The following is a 15,942-nucleotide window of genomic DNA, read 5'->3' on the forward strand; positions in this document are numbered from 1 at the left end:
GGGCTGGGTATACCGGGGGACCGGCACTCCGGTTCCCCGCGCGCGTCTACTCGGTGGGGGGCAGCAGCTCCTTGGCCACCATGTTGCCCATCACCGCGTCCTTGGGGATGTAGCCGTCGGCGCCCGCCTCGCGGCAGATGCGCTGCAATTCCTCGACGTTCTCACCCGAGCACAGCAGCACCTTGATGCCCTTGAAGAGGCTGTTGCTCTTGATGAAGCGGCAGAACTGCTCGCCATTCACGTTGGGCATCCGCACGTCCAGCAGCACCAGGTCCGGACGCGTCTGCTTCTTGAGGATGATCTTCGTGGCCTTGTCTGCGGTGTCGGCCACGTGCACCTCGAAGCCCTTGGACACGAGGTCCGCTTCGATGATGCGGGCCGTCATCTCGCTGTCATCCACGATGAGGATGCGCGGCTTGCGTCCGCCCGCGGTGGCCGGCTTGGCGGCGGGGATGCCGCCGGTGGCCGCCGGGGCCTGGGGCGCGGCGGCGGGGGGCTCGGCCGGAGCGGCGGGCACGGCGGTGGGGACGCCCAGGGCGGGAGGTCCGATCAGCCCCATCACGCCGCCCAGCACGGCCTCCAGGCCGCCGCTCTTGAGGATGTAGCCGTCCGCGCCGGAGGCCTTCGTCTTGCCCTGCAGCTCCGCCTCGGGGATGTCGGAGTACAGCACCAGCTTGGCGGTGACCTTCTTCTGCCTCCGGAGATACTCGACGACATCGTCGCCGAACATCTCCGGCATGTTCACGTCCATGAGGATGAGCGCGAACGGCCCCTCGGTGAGCTTCTGGTCGAGGCTCGCCAGGTCCTGCGCGCCGCTCGCCTGGTAGCCAGCGGCGGTGAGGGCCCGTACGGTGAGCTCCACCAGCATCGGGCTGTCGTCAATGACCAGTACGCGCGACATCGTCCTCCTCAAAGGAATCCCGCTAACCCTACACCTTTGAATCCGCGCGGACCATCGAAACGGCGACCGAGCAGCCGGCCTGTCGGGTCTACTTGACCGGTTTTCGTCCCCTCCGGATACTTTGCCGCCTTGACCACGACCCCCACACCCCTCCAGCGGGCACTCCGGATGGCTCCGGACCGCGCTGTGGCTGCCCAGGCCCGACCCGAGCAGGAGTTTTTCTGCTTCCGGGTAGGAGACCTGCGGCTCGGCGTGCCCAGTGAGAATGTGCTCGAGGTTCTCCGCGCGGGCCTGCTCACCCCCCTGCCGAGAACACCTTCCTTCATCATGGGCGTCACCGGCCACCGAGGTGAGGTGCTGCCGGTCGTCGACCTGCTGCGCTTCCTCTCCAAGGGAGAAGCACGCATCGGCCCGCGCACCCGCCTGTTCGTCGGCATCACCGGCAGCTACGTGGCCGGCGTCGTCGCGGACACGGTGCTCGGCCTTCGCCGCATCCCGGTGTCTGAAATCCTGCCGCCGCCGCTGGGCGGTGACGCCGCCGCCGAGCACCTGCTCGGCGTGGTGCAGGGCACCGGCGCCCAGGACGGCATCAACCTCATCAACTTCTCCAAGCTGCTGCAGACCGCGCGGCAGCGGGCGGTGGCTCGATGAACGACGAGCACGTCCAGATGCAGGAAGTGGTGGACATCCTCTTCTTCGACATCGGCCACTCGCTGTACGGCACCGACGCGTCCTCGGTGCTGCGCATCGACCGCTCCCTGCCCGAAGACATCACGCTCCCCGGGCTGGGCCTGCCCCTCCGGGGCCACCGCGCCATCGTCTTCGACACGCCGGAAGGCGAGGGCCACCTGAAGGTGGATGCCGTCCACGCCGTGCGCTCCATCCCCCTCAACTCGCTCCGCCGGATGCCCCCCACGGCCGGAGCGGCCCCCTATGCCGTTGGCGTGTACCTCGAAGAGGCCCGCGCCGTTTTGCTCATCGACCTGGTCGAAACCGCCAGGACCCAAGGAACTCAAGGAAGGCACTGACCGCAATGTCCCTGGACACCCCCAACGACAAGTCCACGTCCAAGGCTCGCTCCGCCCGGAAGGCCCCCGCCTCCAAGGCGGCCGCGGGCTCCAAGGCCAGCGCCAACCCGGCGACGACCCAGGCCCAGTACAAGGCCTTCACCGACACGCTGTTGACGGTGCTTTCCGGCAACCTCCAGGCTCGCGTTCCCAAGGAACTGGTGGGCGAGGGCGGCTCGGAGATGGCGCACCTGCTCAACCAGGTGCTCGACAACCTCGCCGCGTCCGAGCACCGCAAGCAGGTGTCGGCGCAGGAAATCGATCAGGCGCTGGACTCGCTCATCGGCCTGGTGCGCGAGGGCGACCTGTCCCGGTGGAACACCACCACCGAAGACCCCCAGCTCGGGCCCCTGCTCGAGGGCTTCGGCAAGGTCATCGAGACGCTGCGCACCTTCGTGCGGGAGATCAACGAGGCGGCGCTGCGCCTGTCCTCGTCCGCCAACCAGGTGCTCGCGGCCTCCACGCAGCATGAGACGTCTTCCACGGAGCAGGCGGCGGCCATCCACGAGACGACCGCCACCATGGAGGAGCTGAAGCACGCGTCCGCGCAGATCGCGGAGAACGCGGGCAGCGTGGCTCGCGTGGCGGAGGAGACGCTCGGTGCGGCTCGCGCGGGCCGTGGCGCCATTGGTGAGTTCATCCAGGCCATGCAGCAGATCCGCAGCGACGGCGTCGCGGTGGCGGACTCCATCGCCAAGCTGTCCAAGCGCGTGGAGCGCATCGGCACCGTGGTGGAGGTCATCGACGAGATTGCCGACCGCTCGGACCTGCTGGCGCTGAACGCGGCGCTCGAGGGCAGCCGCGCGGGTGAGGCCGGCAAGGGCTTCTCCATCGTCGCGGCGGAGATGCGGCGCCTGGCGGAGAACGTCCTGGACTCCACCAAGGAGATCAAGAACCTCATCACCGAGATTCGCGAGGCCACGGCCGCGGCGGCCGGTGCGGCGGAGGCTTCCAAGACGGCGACCGAGTCCGGCGAGAAGCTGGGCGCGGTGGCGGCGCAGGCGGTGGAAGGCATCCTCGCCGGTGTGCAGGAGACCAGCGACGCGGCCCGCGTCATCAACCTCGCCACGCAGCAGCAGCGCACGGCGACGGAGCAGGTGGTGGCTTCCATGGCGGAGATCGAGGACGTGACGCGCCAGACGACGCAGGCCTCCAAGCAGGCCACGGGTGCCGCGGCGGAGCTGACGCAGCTCGCGGGCCGGCTGGCAGAGCTCATCAAGCGTTTCAAGGCCGACTAGCGCTTCCTGGAACGGGAGGGGCGAACGCCGGCCATGGACACCGAGGCTCTCAAGAAGTCCCTCCTGAAGAAGTTCCAGGAGGTCACCGCAGACCGCCTCCAGAAGATTCAGCTGGGGGTATTGGACCTGGAGAAGGAAACCGCGGACCAGGCCGCGGAAGACGTCGCGCGCGAGCTGCACACGATGAAGGGGGAGGCCCGCATGCTGGGCCTGCCCGTCATCGGCCAGCTGGCGCACGCCGCCGAGGACGTCCTGCGCGCCGAGCGCGAGGGCAGGACGGCCACCGAGATCGCCACCGACGTCCTGCTCAGGGCGTGTGACGTTCTCTCCGATTTGAACGAGGACCTGGCGGGCGCCAACACCGGCACCCCCGCCAGCGAGGAGATGGTCAAGGCGCTCGCGGAGGTCTCCGGCCAGGAGCCACCCTCCATCGGGCCCAAGCCGAAGCCCGCCGCTCCGCCGCCCGCGCCCGCCGCGCCGGTGGCGGCGCCGGTGGCCCCGAAGCTCGTGGCGCCGGCTCCGGCGCCGGTGGCGGCTCCGCCCGCGCCGGTGCAGCGCGCTCCCGAGGCTCCCGCCGCGGCGGCTCCGGCCGCTCCCGAGGAGCAGCAGGGCGCGGCGAAGTCCGCCGCGGTGGCGGACCGGACCATCCGCGTCAACGTGGAGGTGCTGGACTCGCTGGGGCTGCTCGCGGGCGACCTGCTCGTGGAAAGCGCCCGGGGACGGCTGCGCAGCTCGGAGACGGAGGCGCTGTTCGAGCGCTTCAGCCGCCTGGGCGACCGCTTCCTGCGGCTCGCGGAGCAGGTGGACATCCCCACCCCGGTGCGCGCGCTGCTGGACCGCGTGGAGAGCGACCTCCACATGCTGCGCGACGATGCGTTCCGCTTCGTGCGGCGCAACGACGACGGCATCAACACGCTGCACGGCAACCTCGCGAAGATGGCGGACCACGTGGCCGAGGCCCGGCTGGTGCCGCTGTCCACCGTGTTCGACGCCTTCCCCCGCGCGGTGCGGGAGATGTCGCGCACGCAGGGCAAGGAGGTGGACCTGGTCATCGAGAACGCCGACATCGGCGTGGACCGGTCCATGCTGGGTGACGTGCGCGACGCGCTGGTGCACCTGTTGCGCAACTCGGTGGACCACGGCGTGGAGTCTCCGGACACGCGCCAGAGCCTGGGCAAGCCGCTCACGGGCCGTGTCCGCATCAAGGTGCGCGTGGACGGCGACATGCTCCACATCGAGGTGGAGGACGACGGGCGCGGCATCGACCCGGAGCGCCTGCGCCAGGCCGCCGTCAACAAGCGCCTCATCACCCAGGTACAGGCCAACGCGCTGTCCGAGCGCGAGGCCATCGAGCTCATCTTCCGCCCCGGCTTCTCCACCCGCGACCAGGTCAGCGAGCTGTCCGGCCGTGGCGTGGGCATGGACGTGGTGAAGCGGAAGGTGGAGACGCTGGGCGGCTCGGTGGGCGTCAACAGCCGCATCGGCCGTGGCACCACGATTACGCTCCGGCTGCCCCAGTCGCTCGCCCTCATGAAGGTGCTGCTGGTGCGCCTGGGCGACGACGTCTACGGCATGCCCGCCGCGGACGTGGAAGCGGTGATGCGCGTCAAGCCGGAGGACCGGCTGGAAATCTTCGGCACCCTCGCCGTGCGGCACCGGGGCAAGCCCACCGCGCTGGTGGCGCTGGGGCCGCTGCTCGGCCTCAACGGTGGCAACCGCTTCGACAAGCCGCCCGCGGTGGTGGTGCGTCACGGCGAGGACCACGCGGCGCTCGTCGTCGACGGCTTCGTGGACGAGCGCGAGGTCGCCGTGAAGCCCTGCGGCGGCGAGTTCCTCAAGGGCGCGCCCTTCATCGCCGGCACCGCGGCGCTGGAGGACGGCCGCATCGCCGTGCTGCTGCACGTGCCGGACATCATGGCCGAGGTGCGCCGCATGGCGCGTCCCGTCACCCAGGCTCCGGCGGCCAGGCGCCTGCGGGTGCTGCTGGTGGACGACTCGCCGATTGCTCGCGCCACGGAAGGAGCGCTGGTCAAGGCGCTGGGGCACCTGCTGGAGGAGGCCCAGGACGGCGAGGAGGCGTACGCGAAGGTGCAGAACAACCAGTACGACCTCATCCTCACCGACGTGCAGATGCCCAAGATGGACGGCTTCACGCTGTCGCGGCGGCTCAAGTCGACGCCCGCGGTGGCCCGCATCCCCGTCATCATCCTGTCGTCGCTGGCCTCTCCGGAGGACAAGCGACGCGGCCTCGACGCGGGGGCGGACGCCTACCTCGTCAAGGGGGAACTCGGCGTGGAGATCCTCGCGCAAGCCATCGACCGGCTGACCTGAGGAGCCACGCTTGGGCGGTCCCCCTGCGGCAGGAATGGCGTTCCGGGTGCTCATGGTGGGCAAGGGGCTGCGTGCGCTCGCCGCGCGCGGCCTCTTCGACGGCGAGTCGCTCGTCCCGGTGGGCCCGGCGGAGGTGGACTTCGCCGGCGCGCTGGTCGCCGTGCAGCGCCACTTCCCGGACGTGCTGCTGGTGGACCTCAGCGCCCGCGAGGCGCTGGAGGCGGTTGAGCACGTCATGGTGGAGCGGCCGGTGCCCATCCTCGCGCTGCACCCGGGCGCGCTCTCCGGCCAGGACGCCTTCCAGGCCGTGGCCCTGGGCGCGCTGGACGTGGTGGAGCGTCCGGCCTCGCCGGGGGCGGACTTCTGGGGCCATGTCTCGCGCAAGCTGGTGATGCTGGCGCAGGTGAAGGCGGTGCGGCAGGTGAGCACCCGACCCCTGCCGCGCACGGACGCGCCCGCGCCGCCCTTCCCGCTGGTGGCCATCGCCGCGTCGCTGGGCGGCCCCAAGGCGGTGGCACAGGTGCTGCGGATGATTCCGCGGGGCTTTCCGGCGCCCCTTGCGTATTGCCAGCACATCAGCGAGGGCTTCACCGAGGGCCTGGCGCACTGGCTGGCCATGGAGACGGCGCTGAGGGTGCAGGAGGCGGAAACCGGAGTGGTGATGGAGCCCGGCACGGTGTACATCGCTCCGTCTGGCAGTCACCTGTTGGTCCGACCGGAGGGCAGGCTGGAGCTGGACTCCGGGCCCGCGCTCCGCGGTTTCAGACCTTCGTGTGACATGCTGCTCACTTCCGCGGGCGAGGCCTTCGGCTCGCGCTGCATCGGGGTCATCCTGACGGGCATGGGGCGCGACGGCGCGCGAGGGTTGAAGGAGATTCGGGAACGTGGTGGGAGGACCATCGCGCAGGATGAGGCAACGTCCACCGTCTGGGGCATGCCCCGCGAGGCCGTGCTGATGGGCGCCGCGCAGGAGGTGCTGCCGCTGGACCGGATTGGACCGATGCTGCTTCAGTGGGTGGACGCGTGCTGACCGCGAGCAACAAGGTGCTCCAGCAGCTCGCCGCGCTCCTCCTGGAGCGTGCGGGCCTCAAGATTACGCCGGATGGCTTCCACAGCCTCCGCCTGGCGCTGTCCACGCGCATGCCCGTGGTGGGCGTGGAGGAGCCGGAGAAGTACCTCGCTCAGCTGTCGGGCCCGGGCGGCGAGGAGGAGCTGCGCTCGTTCCTCCCCCTGGTGACAGTGGGGCACACGGAGTTCTTCCGCGACGCGAAGCAGTTCCGCGCCCTGGAGAAGAGCGTGCTGCCGGAGCTGGTGACGCGTGCGCGGCGGGAGATGCGCAAGGTGTCCGTCTGGTCCGCCGGCTGCGCGACGGGAGAGGAGCCCTACAGCGTGGCCATGGTGCTGGCCGAGCTGGGCGCGCTCTCCCTGGAGGTGGACCTGCTGGCCACCGACCTGAACCTGGCCGCGGTGGAGGCCGCGCGGCAGGGGCGCTTCACCTCGCGCCGCTGCATCAGCATCGGGCCGGAGCGGCTCAAGCGCTTCTTCCGTCCCGTGGACGAGGGCTACGAGGCGCTGTCCACCCTGCGCGACTACATCCGCTTCGACGGGCAGAACCTGGCGGTCCCCGTGTTCGACAAGGTGGGGCTGTCCTCGCTGGACCTCATCCTCTGCCGCAACGTCATCATCTACTTCGACCTGCCCACCATCCGCGGGTTGATGGACCGCTTCCTCAGCGCGCTGCGGCCGGGTGGGCTGCTGTTCCTGGGCTACTCGGAGAGCCTCTTCAAGGTCTATGACCGCTTCGAGATGATCGAAGTGGACGGCGCCTTCGTGTACCGGCGCCCGCTGGCCGACAAGGCCATCCGCCCGCCGCCGCTGCGCATCACCCCGTACCCCGGCGAGCCGGAAGTGGCCGAGCGCAAGCAGACGCCCGAGTCCTTCGCGGCGGACCTGCGCAAGCGCATCCAGGTGGAGTCCGCGTCCGGAGCCCTGACGCGGGGCACGCCGCCATCCCCGCAGGGGCCGGCAGCGCCTGCCGCTCCCAGGGCGGTGAAGGGGCACGTGCACCTTCCGGCCCCCGTGACTCCTGCCACGCCGCCGCCCGTGGGGCCGCGCGCCGGAGGCTCCGGAGACCTGGCGCGCCCGCGCATCACCCAGGAGCTTCCGGCGGTGTCCGCTCCGGAGGTCGCGCGCCCGCGCATCACCCAGGAGATTCCCACGGTGACGCCCACGCGCAGCGCCACCGGCGAGGTGCCGGCATGGCCCAAGCTGCTGCCGCCCGCGGAGCGCCTGGCCATGGCCGTGCGGAAGATGGCGCAGGGGGACTTCCCCGCCGCCATCGCCGGCGTCGAGCGCCTGCTGGTGGACGAGCCGAGCGACCTGGATGCCATCCTCACGCTGGGCAACCTCTACTCGCTGACGGGCCGCATCCCCGAGGCGCGCGACACCGTCGCGCAGGCGATTCAGCGCGAGCCGCTGTGCGTGGAGGCGCGCGTGTTCGGCGGGGTGGCGGCGCTGCAGGCCGGGAAGCTGGACGAGGCGCGCTCGGAGTTGAGCAAGGCGCTGTTCCTGGAGCCCACGCTGGCCATCGGCCACTACCTGCTGGCGCAGGTGTACGAGCGCTCCCAGGAGCCGGAGTCGGCACGGCGCAGCTATCGCAACGCCATTGCCCAGCTGCGCTTCCCGCAGCGGCCCCTGGCCGGGCACTACCCGGAGATGCCGGACTCGGCGGACGCCATCTCCCGCGCGGCGCGCTATGCGCTCGCCGCGCTGGAGGAGCAGCCCCTGCGCTGAAAGCAGCGCCGGGGCCGCCGGGTTCCGAGCCCGGGCCTGCTAGGTCAGGTTCGTCTTCACCTGGTCCAGCGTCTTCTTCGGATCCAGCACGGAGGCGAACTTGTCCTGCAGGTAGGACTTGGCCTTGCCGCGCAGGAGCATGCCGGGGTCGGTGCCCTCACCCTCGACCAGGCTGTCGGTGATTTTGAAGGACGCATCCATCTGGATGCCCATCACCTTGCCGGCGATCTTCGCGCCGTCGCCCGCCCAGTCCGCCTTCACTCCGTACTTGCTGCTCCAGTACTTCAGCAACTGCTCGACGCGCTGCTTCACCTCCTCCTTCGGGAGGGAGTGGGGGATATCGAACTTCATCATGCCCATGGCCCGGCTCCTGATGTCGGTGACCCGTCCTTGCGTTTAGTGGCGCGCGGGCGGGAAGGGAACCGTCGTCTCACTTTTGATGGCGCGGATGTCAACAGGCTTGCTCACCGGCCGGTCACGCGCCGGGAGCGCTTGAGCTTCACCGGCGGGTCCCCGGGGCGTCCCCAGCGGGCCAGGTACGGCGCCAGATCGTACTTCTCCGCGGTGCGCTGCGAGCTCATGGGCCGCACCTTCCCCAGCACCTTCCGCTCCTGGAAGGGCCTGTCGTGCAGCCCCAGCACCCACATGAAGTTGGCCACGCTGGCGGGGTCCCTCCCGTCCACCGCGTACTTGTCGTTGAGCAGGGCGATGCGCTGGAGGCCCTCGTCGGGGGTGGCGCTCCACTCCAGCAGCTTCTTCCCCCAGAGCATGCGCAGGTAGTTGTGGATGCGGCCGCGCTCCAGCAGCTCCCGCTGGGCCGCGTTCCACAGGCCGTCCCCGGTGCTGGCCGTCTCCAGCTGCTCCAGCGTGTAGAGGTGTTCGCGCGCGTCTTTCTGGTGCGAGGCCAGCGTCTCGCGCGCCCACGCGGGCAATGACTCCAGGGAGAGCTGCCGGGGGCCGGGCGTGTGGAAGCAGAAGTTGAAGCCGAGCTCGCGCCGCACCAGCAGCTCTTCCAGGAAGGCGCGAACGGCGGGGTGGTCCGTGCCGCGCGAGCGGATGACGGCGCGCGCCGCTTCGCCCGCGAAGAGATTGCCCCAGTGGAAGAAGGGGGACAGGCCGGACTGGTGCGCGCGGCCCGGGTCGTTGCGCTCGGTGTCGTAGCCATCCATGCGCTGGAGGAAGGCGTTGAGCGACGCGAGCCCCGCCTTGCGCCCGCCGCGCTCGGAGATGGGGGCCACCGTGTGGTCGATGTCGAAGGCGGCCAGCGCCTTGCGGGCCTCGCGCGCGTCCGCGGTGTCGAAGCCCGGCTCCAGCTTGCGCCCCGCGGCCACGGCCTTGACGGCGCGGGCGGGCAGGGTGCGGCCCAGGTACTCCGGCCACAGCTTCTGCAGCTTGGGCCGCAGGGTGTACGCGCCGGCCTGCACCGTGGCGATGCGCTGCATGGGCACCACGCACGACGCGTCCACCGCGAACAGCGGCACGTCCAGTGCCTTCGCCGCGCCGCGCAGGTGGCCGGGGATGATGAACGTGGGGAACAGGTCCGACACGACGGCGGCGGCACGGCCGCCCAGCTCCGCCATCCGGGGACGGTGCTCCCGCTTGTGGCGCGGCAGCTCCAGCCAGTACGGCAGGCCGCGCGAGGCACAGCCCGTCGCCATGTCGACCATGCCTTCGAGCGCCCAGGCGTGGAGCCGGTCCGCGGCGTAGGGATGGTCCGGGCGGAGGGCCTGATACACGACCACGGGCAGGCCCAGGTGGTTGCCCAGGGCGATGGCCACGTCGAGCGCGTGGTTCTCCTCCGCCCGGTGGTTCACCATGCACCAGTAGAGGACGAAGTCCCGCGAGTCGGTGGGGAAGGGCACGTCCTTCACGACCACGACGCGCGCGGAGTCCACGCCAAGCTCGGACCACGAAAACCCGGTGGGCATGTGTCTCCCGATGCGCGGACGGCGTCCGCGTCGCAGGGAAAAAATACATGTGTTCCAGTTACATATTTCGGGGAAGTGCGTCGGTGGAGGTATGGCGCATGCCCGGTGCGCCGCGAGTCGCCGGCCACCAGAAGGCCGCCGGATGCGCGGAAGTGTCTCCGCGTGTGCACAGACACGTGACGCCTGATGCAGGACCCGGGTGGGAACGGGGGCCTGTGGACCGGAAGTGGACGGAAGTGCCCAAAAACCGGCGCTTCAGGGCCGGTTGTGGTCTTCTGCGCGGCCGGCTGACCCAAGGAGTCGTTGCGTGCCACATCCGAGATTCTGGAGCTGCCTGTCCGTCGCCGCCCTCACCCTGGCGCTCGCCGCGCCGGTGACCGCCGGTGCGCAGGCGTCCTCTTCCTACCCGTCCACGCCGCCCCCGTCCTCCGCGCAGCCGGGGTACGCGCAGCCGCAGCAGCCGGCCTACCCCCAGGAGCCCGCCACCCCGCCGGCCCCCGCGCCCGCGTCGCCTCCGCAGGACTCGACGCAGACGCAGCCCGCGCCGGCCTATCCGCCCCCGCAGCAGGCGTACCCGCCCCCGCAGAACACCGCGCCGCCGCAGCAGCAGCCCGCGGACCCGGCGTATCCGCCATCGCAGAACACGTATCCGGCGCCGCAGCAGCCCACGTACGCGCCGCCCACCACCGCGCAGCCGGACCCGGCGCAGCAGCCCTCTGCCACGGATGCGCCCCGGGTGCCTCCGGAGCCGGGCTCGCTCGTCACGCAGCCGCAGGCGCCGCTGACGCCGGACGAGCAGACGGACCCGTCGAAGCCCTCCGCGGTGCCGTCGTCGGCCACCGCGTCCACCTTGCCGCCGCCCGAGGATACCGGGGTGATGCTGGACGGCCGGCCCCGCCAGGGCCCGTTCCTGTCCGGCCCCGGCAGCCTCACCTTCATGTTGCACCACACGACGCTCGGCGCGCTGGGCGGCTTCTTCACGCAGGCCTTCGCCAACGACTTCAACTTCAACCAGAGCTCGCGCGAGGCGATGCTGGCCGGCACGCTCATCGGTGCGGGCCTGGGCTTCGGCGCGTCCGCGTGGTGGCAGTTCAACAACTGGGTGGACAAGCCCATGGCCCACTTCGGCATCGCCAACTCGGTGGTGGGCGGCATGTTCATGGCCGGCTTCATGGACCTGTTCACCCAGGACGCGGGCGTGCTGACCTGGTCCGCCTTCCTCGGCGCGGAACTGGGCGCGTGGCTCACGGCAGGGCTCGGCGGTGGGCAGCTGCCGCTCAACGACGGCCTGCTGATTGCGTCCGGCGCGGGCTGGGGCCTGGCGTACGCCGCGCTGCTCCTGGCCACCATCCACTTCTCCGGCACGGATGTGTCCAGCAAGACGTGGCGCGACACGCTGCTCCTGGCCCCGGGCATCGGCGCGGGCGCGCTGGCGCTGGCCACCATGCGCTACAACCCCACGTCCTCACAGATCCTCCGCGCGGACATGTTCGGCGCGGGAGTGGGCGCGGCGGTGCTGCTCATCTCCGGCCTGGTGCTGGGCGGCTTCGACCAGTCCACCCCCTACGTGCTGTCCTTCCTCGGCTCGGCGGGCGCCATCACCACGGTGAGCCTCCTGTGGGAGGAGAGCGTGGACCGCTCGTCGCTGAAGATGGTCGGTCGCCCCTCGAAGGCGCGGCCGTACAAGAACGTCTGGTGGTAGACGGGCCGTAGGGCAGCCGGGCGGGCGCCATGGCACGGCGGGGCAGGAGGCACCACCTTCCCCCCGACATGGCGCGCGTTCATCCCTTCACGGCCCTCATGGCCTCGCTGGAGCAGCGGCTGGAGCCCAGCGACTACGTGCCGCGAAGCAACGCGGCGCCCCAGCCTTCCCATGTGCGCTCCCTGCTGGGGGCGGCGAACCCCACGGCGGAGCTGCGCCGCCTGCGCGAGTCGGGCGCCCTGCTTCGCGATGCGCGGCCGGCGCTGTACCTGGTGGAAATCCACAGCCCCGCGGGCAAGCTGGGGGGCCCACCGGTGCGCTTCCTGCTGTGCGCGCTGAACGCGGACGCGGGCCTCCCGCTGGAGCACGACCCGTACCGGCCTCGCGCCTGGGAGGCCGAGCCCGCCGTCACCCTCACCGCGGACGACCATGGCGTCCTGCGGGGGCTGCTGGCGGAGGCCTCGGAGCGCGCGATTACGGTGTGGCAGGGCCAGTTCGACGGCCACCCGATGTCGCTGCGGCGCATCGAGCCCTCGCCGGTGTCCAAGCGCCTGCAGGCGGTGCTGGACGAGGCTCCCATGCGACCGCTGGCGGCGCTGAACGAGGGTGGCCCCGCGCTGGCGGCGGTGGTGCCCCTGTCGGACCCCGGCCTGGAGCTCCAGCCCATCCACCGTGCCCTGAAGGGCGTGGACACTTTCAAGGAGGAGACCTTCCTCACGCTGGTGACGGCGTATGCGCGCGTCTACGAGCTGGATGAGCCGCTCGACACGCCGCGAGGACTGTCCGCCGCTCGCGAGCGGCTGGCAACGCTCATCAGTGGACACCACGCGGTGCTGCTGGTGCTGCCCGGAGGGCGGGGGCGCATCCTCCGGTTCCGTCAGGGCCTGGACCTGGCGCACCTGAAGGGAGCGCCCCGGAATCCGACGTTGCGCAGCCTGGACCTGGCGCTGCTCAACGCGCTGGTGCTGCGGACGGTGCTGGGCATCAAGGACCCGGAGGCGTCGGGGCATCCCCAGGTGTTTCCGGTGCAGGGGCTGGAGTCACTGGTGCGCGGCGTGGAGGAGGGCACCTTCCAGGCGGGCTTCGCCCTCAACCCTCCGCCAGTATGGGAGGTGCGAGCCGTGATGGAAGCACAGGCAACACTGCCGCCGAGGACACTCCGGGTGGAACCGCTTCCACCCGCGGGCCTTCTGTTCCTGGATCGCGAAGCCTAGCTTTCCAGCGTGAGGGTCCTGACACGAACCCTGCCGGACTGGCCCCGGCGCGTGCGGCTCGAGCTCCAACCGGGGCCCGGGGAGACCCTCGATTCGATTTGCGGCGGTGAGGTGCAGGTGCTCCAGCGCCGCCTGGGCTACCGCTTCACGTTGGACCCGCTGCTGCTGGCGCACTTCGCGGTGTACGAGGCCGGAGCGCTGCGGGGCCGGCTGATGGACCTGGGGACGGGCTGCGGAATCATCCCGCTGGTGCTCGCGCGGAGGCTGGGCCGCAAGGACATCATCGCGCTGGAGTTGCAGCCGCGGCTGTTCTCCCTCGCCGAGCGCAACGTGTACCTCAACCGCTGCGAGCGCGAGGTGTCGTTGGTTCAGGGGGATTTGCGCCTCGTGGAGGCCCAGTTCCCCCCGTGCGGCTTCGCGCACGTGCTCTGCAATCCGCCGTACCGCGCCCGCGCGTCGGGGCGCACGAGCCTGTCGATTGAGAAGGCCATTGCCCGGCACGAGCTGGCGTGTGAATTGACAGACGTGGCGCGCGCGGCGGAGCACCTGCTGATGTCGAGGGGCGCGCTGTGCATGGTGTATCCGGCCTCGCGCTTCAGCGATCTGGTGGACGTGCTGCGAGCGCACCGGCTGGAGCCGCGCACCGTGCGCTGGGTGCATCCGCGCGGAGACAGGCCCGCGAAGCTGGTGCTCCTCCATGCGGTGAAGGGGGGGAGGGCGGACCTGACGGTGCTTCCGCCCCTCGTGGTGCACGCGGAGGACGAGCACGCCTTCACGGAAGAAGTGCGGGCGATGATCGTCTGAGGTGTATCCGCCGCCGGAAGCGCCACGCTGCTGGTGTTGACCTTCATGACCTCGGTCGGCAGCGGAGTCATTTCCTATCGCTCGTCGAGTCCATGCCGGATTCGAATCGCGCCTACCGCGTGCGTCTGCTGTCGGCCATCTCAGCGGCCACCGAGAATCCAGAGGTTCGCGAGCGGGCCGAGTTCGAGCTGGACAATCAGAAACAGGAGCAACGTGCCGACCGTCTTGCCAGGAGGACGCAGGGGCCTGAATGGAAGGTGGATGTCTTCTACTGCGAGCAGCCCGAGCCAGGCGGCCCGGAAGCCTCCGTCGCGACTCAGGTGGCCAGGACGCTTCGCCAGGCACCTTCCTGCTCGATCGAAGGTCAATCCGGTTGCATTCGGGGAAAGTCCAGGAACTGCGGCATCATCTCGCCCCAGAGGCCCGACACCATGATGCGACCCGCGCTGCTCCTGCTGCTCGCCACCGTCCCCGTGGGCGACACGAACCTCCGCGTCCAGGAGGGACTGCCCGCGGGCTTCCAGGTGGACGGAAACCTGGGTGAGTGGACGCAACCGCCTTCGCTGACCCTGGGCGAAGCGCCCCCCGACGCACGGTCCGCCACGGTCTGGCTCGCCGTGGATTCCGGGGGGCTCGCCATCGCGGGCGAGCTTCGCGACGACCCGGCCCGACTCGCCGGAGAGCAGGTCGAGGTGTCGTTCTCGTTGCCTCCGCCGGAGCTGCCGCCGCTGGCCTTCGTCGACCAGTTCCAGGAGCACCTCGTCCCAACGGAAGGCGACTGCCCACCAAAGCCCCCGAAGAGGACCGCGGCCTGCCAGGCCTGGTGGAAGCAACAGTCCGAGCGGCGCCAGCAACTCCAGGACGCGCTGGTTGCAAGGTACGTCGTGCGGTCCGGCGGCGTGGTGCGCTTCGGGCAGGCGGACCTCGTGGGCTCCGCGCGCTTCGTGCCCATGCCGGGGGGCCTCCGCTTCGAGGCGCTCATCCCCGCGACGGCCTTCCCCCGCACGGCCGAGGCGCCCCTGGCACACCTGGGCTTCCGCGTGAGTGTGGTGGACGGCGGCGCTGGCGGCAGCCCCCGGCCACCGCTGGCCTTGTCCACCGGCCTCCAGGCCGTGAGCCTGTCGAAGCCGCTGCGCTACGGCCGGTGGCCCGAATTGTTGGCGCAGGCGCTGAAGGCGCAGCCGGGTGCTTCGTATCAGCCCGGGCCGGGCGCGGACTGGCTCGAGGTCTGGGTGAATCCGGCACAGGCCTACCAGTATTCTCCCAAGGCCCCGAGCCCCGCCGTGGTTCGCGTGGACCTGTCCGACGTGAAGCCCGTGGCCGAGGCGGGAGACCTCGAGCTCGTCTCCGTGCCAGCGGAGGTGAACCGCCGGGGTGGGGTGGACCGCTGGCTGGTGTCCCGTCGGGGACAGTCCATCCTGGACACGCGCAACATCGGCAACGACGCCCTCCGCGCGGCCCCGCGCGCCTCGGGAGTCCAGCTCCTCCAGGTGTACCAGGGCCTCTCGAACCCCATGGGCACTGGCACGTGCGGGGAGTGCCCGCTGGTGTCCTTCCAGCACTTCACGATGGACGCGCAGGGACGCTTCTCCAGCCCCACGCGCCTGCAGGGCACCGGCGGCCTGTCCACGCGCCCCGTGGCGTGGACCGCCAGCGAGGACCTGACGCGCATCGAGGCCTTCGAGGTCTACCCCGCGCCGCGCGGGAAGCAGCTCGCAGTCCAGCACACCCTCGACCCGAAGACGGGCGCCTACACAACTTCATCCCACACCTCGCGATAATCCCAGGAAACCGCAATTGCGTTGCGTGAGGGACTGCCCATGTCGAGCGTTGGAAGCAGTGGAGGAAGTGGCGGAGCCGACAGCGCCAGCAGGGCGGAATCCGCGAGGGCGGATGCCGCGCGCGCCGATGCGGCCCGGCAGGCAGAGGCTTCGAGGAAGGCTTCCGAACAGGCCGCCCAGGCC

At 70.8% G+C, this 15,942-nt stretch carries 13 protein-coding genes; 10 read left to right on the plus strand and 3 right to left on the minus strand.

Translation table 11 applies throughout. From position 1 onward, the window contains the following. Nucleotides 1–46 precede the first annotated feature (46 nt). Nucleotides 47–901 (minus strand): response regulator, encoded by an 855-nt coding sequence (locus tag OV427_RS43340; RefSeq protein ID WP_267862098.1) that lies wholly within the window; start codon nt 899–901, stop codon nt 47–49. Nucleotides 902–1,069: 168 nt separating this feature from the next. Between OV427_RS43340 and OV427_RS43345 the strand changes: the two genes are divergently transcribed. From OV427_RS43345 to OV427_RS43370, 6 genes are read left to right on the plus strand one after another with little or no spacing between them, the layout of a single operon-like run. Then, nucleotides 1,070–1,552, plus strand: a complete 483-nt coding sequence (locus OV427_RS43345; RefSeq protein ID WP_267863576.1) for a chemotaxis protein CheW — start codon at nt 1,070–1,072, stop codon at nt 1,550–1,552. Beyond that, nucleotides 1,549–1,929, plus strand: a complete 381-nt coding sequence (locus OV427_RS43350; protein WP_267862099.1) for a Frizzy aggregation protein FrzB — start codon at nt 1,549–1,551, stop codon at nt 1,927–1,929. Before OV427_RS43345 ends, OV427_RS43350 begins: the two co-directional genes overlap by 4 nt. 5 nt (nt 1,930–1,934) lie before the next feature. Then, the gene (locus tag OV427_RS43355; protein WP_267862100.1) at nt 1,935–3,206 is read left to right on the plus strand and encodes a methyl-accepting chemotaxis protein; all 1,272 of its coding nucleotides are present in this window, start codon (nt 1,935–1,937) and stop codon (nt 3,204–3,206) included. A gap of 33 nt (nt 3,207–3,239) precedes the next feature. Beyond that, entirely contained in the window at nt 3,240–5,537 is a 2,298-nt protein-coding gene (locus OV427_RS43360; protein ID WP_267862101.1) for a hybrid sensor histidine kinase/response regulator, read from the plus strand. Nucleotides 5,538–5,571: 34 nt separating this feature from the next. Continuing rightward, entirely contained in the window at nt 5,572–6,567 is a 996-nt protein-coding gene (locus tag OV427_RS43365; protein WP_267863577.1) for a chemotaxis protein CheB, read from the plus strand. After that, nucleotides 6,561–8,330 carry a CheR family methyltransferase gene (locus OV427_RS43370; protein ID WP_267862102.1) on the plus strand — a complete coding sequence of 590 codons (1,770 nt, stop codon included), beginning with the start codon at nt 6,561–6,563 and terminating at the stop codon, nt 8,328–8,330. Before OV427_RS43365 ends, OV427_RS43370 begins: the two co-directional genes overlap by 7 nt. A gap of 39 nt (nt 8,331–8,369) precedes the next feature. On the opposite strand, the gene OV427_RS43375 is transcribed toward OV427_RS43370, so the two are convergent. Further along, a complete protein-coding gene (locus OV427_RS43375) occupies nt 8,370–8,690 on the minus strand; it encodes a polyhydroxyalkanoic acid system family protein (protein ID WP_267862103.1) in 321 nt (106 codons plus the stop codon). 104 nt (nt 8,691–8,794) lie between these two features. Beyond that, nucleotides 8,795–10,258, minus strand: a complete 1,464-nt coding sequence (locus tag OV427_RS43380) for a deoxyribodipyrimidine photo-lyase (protein ID WP_267862104.1) — start codon at nt 10,256–10,258, stop codon at nt 8,795–8,797. 307 nt (nt 10,259–10,565) lie between these two features. On the opposite strand from OV427_RS43380, the gene OV427_RS43385 reads away from it, so the two are divergent. The 4 genes from OV427_RS43385 to OV427_RS43400 all read left to right on the plus strand — a co-directional run bounded on the left by OV427_RS43385 (nt 10,566) and on the right by OV427_RS43400 (nt 15,759). Beyond that, on the plus strand, nt 10,566–11,960 hold the full coding sequence (locus tag OV427_RS43385; protein WP_267862105.1) for a hypothetical protein: 1,395 nt from the start codon (nt 10,566–10,568) through the stop codon (nt 11,958–11,960). 68 nt (nt 11,961–12,028) lie between these two features. Further along, a complete protein-coding gene (locus OV427_RS43390; RefSeq protein ID WP_267862106.1) occupies nt 12,029–13,174 on the plus strand; it encodes a DUF1015 family protein in 1,146 nt (381 codons plus the stop codon). 51 nt (nt 13,175–13,225) lie between these two features. Next, nucleotides 13,226–13,978: a tRNA1(Val) (adenine(37)-N6)-methyltransferase gene (locus OV427_RS43395; RefSeq protein ID WP_267862107.1), complete on the plus strand. Its 753-nt coding sequence runs from the start codon at nt 13,226–13,228 to the stop codon at nt 13,976–13,978. A 431-nt stretch (nt 13,979–14,409) separates the two neighbouring features. Beyond that, entirely contained in the window at nt 14,410–15,759 is a 1,350-nt protein-coding gene (locus OV427_RS43400; RefSeq protein WP_267862108.1) for a hypothetical protein, read from the plus strand. Nucleotides 15,760–15,942: the final 183 nt, after the last annotated feature.

This window comes from Pyxidicoccus sp. MSG2 (genome assembly GCF_026626705.1).
Taxonomy (GTDB): domain Bacteria; phylum Myxococcota; class Myxococcia; order Myxococcales; family Myxococcaceae; genus Myxococcus.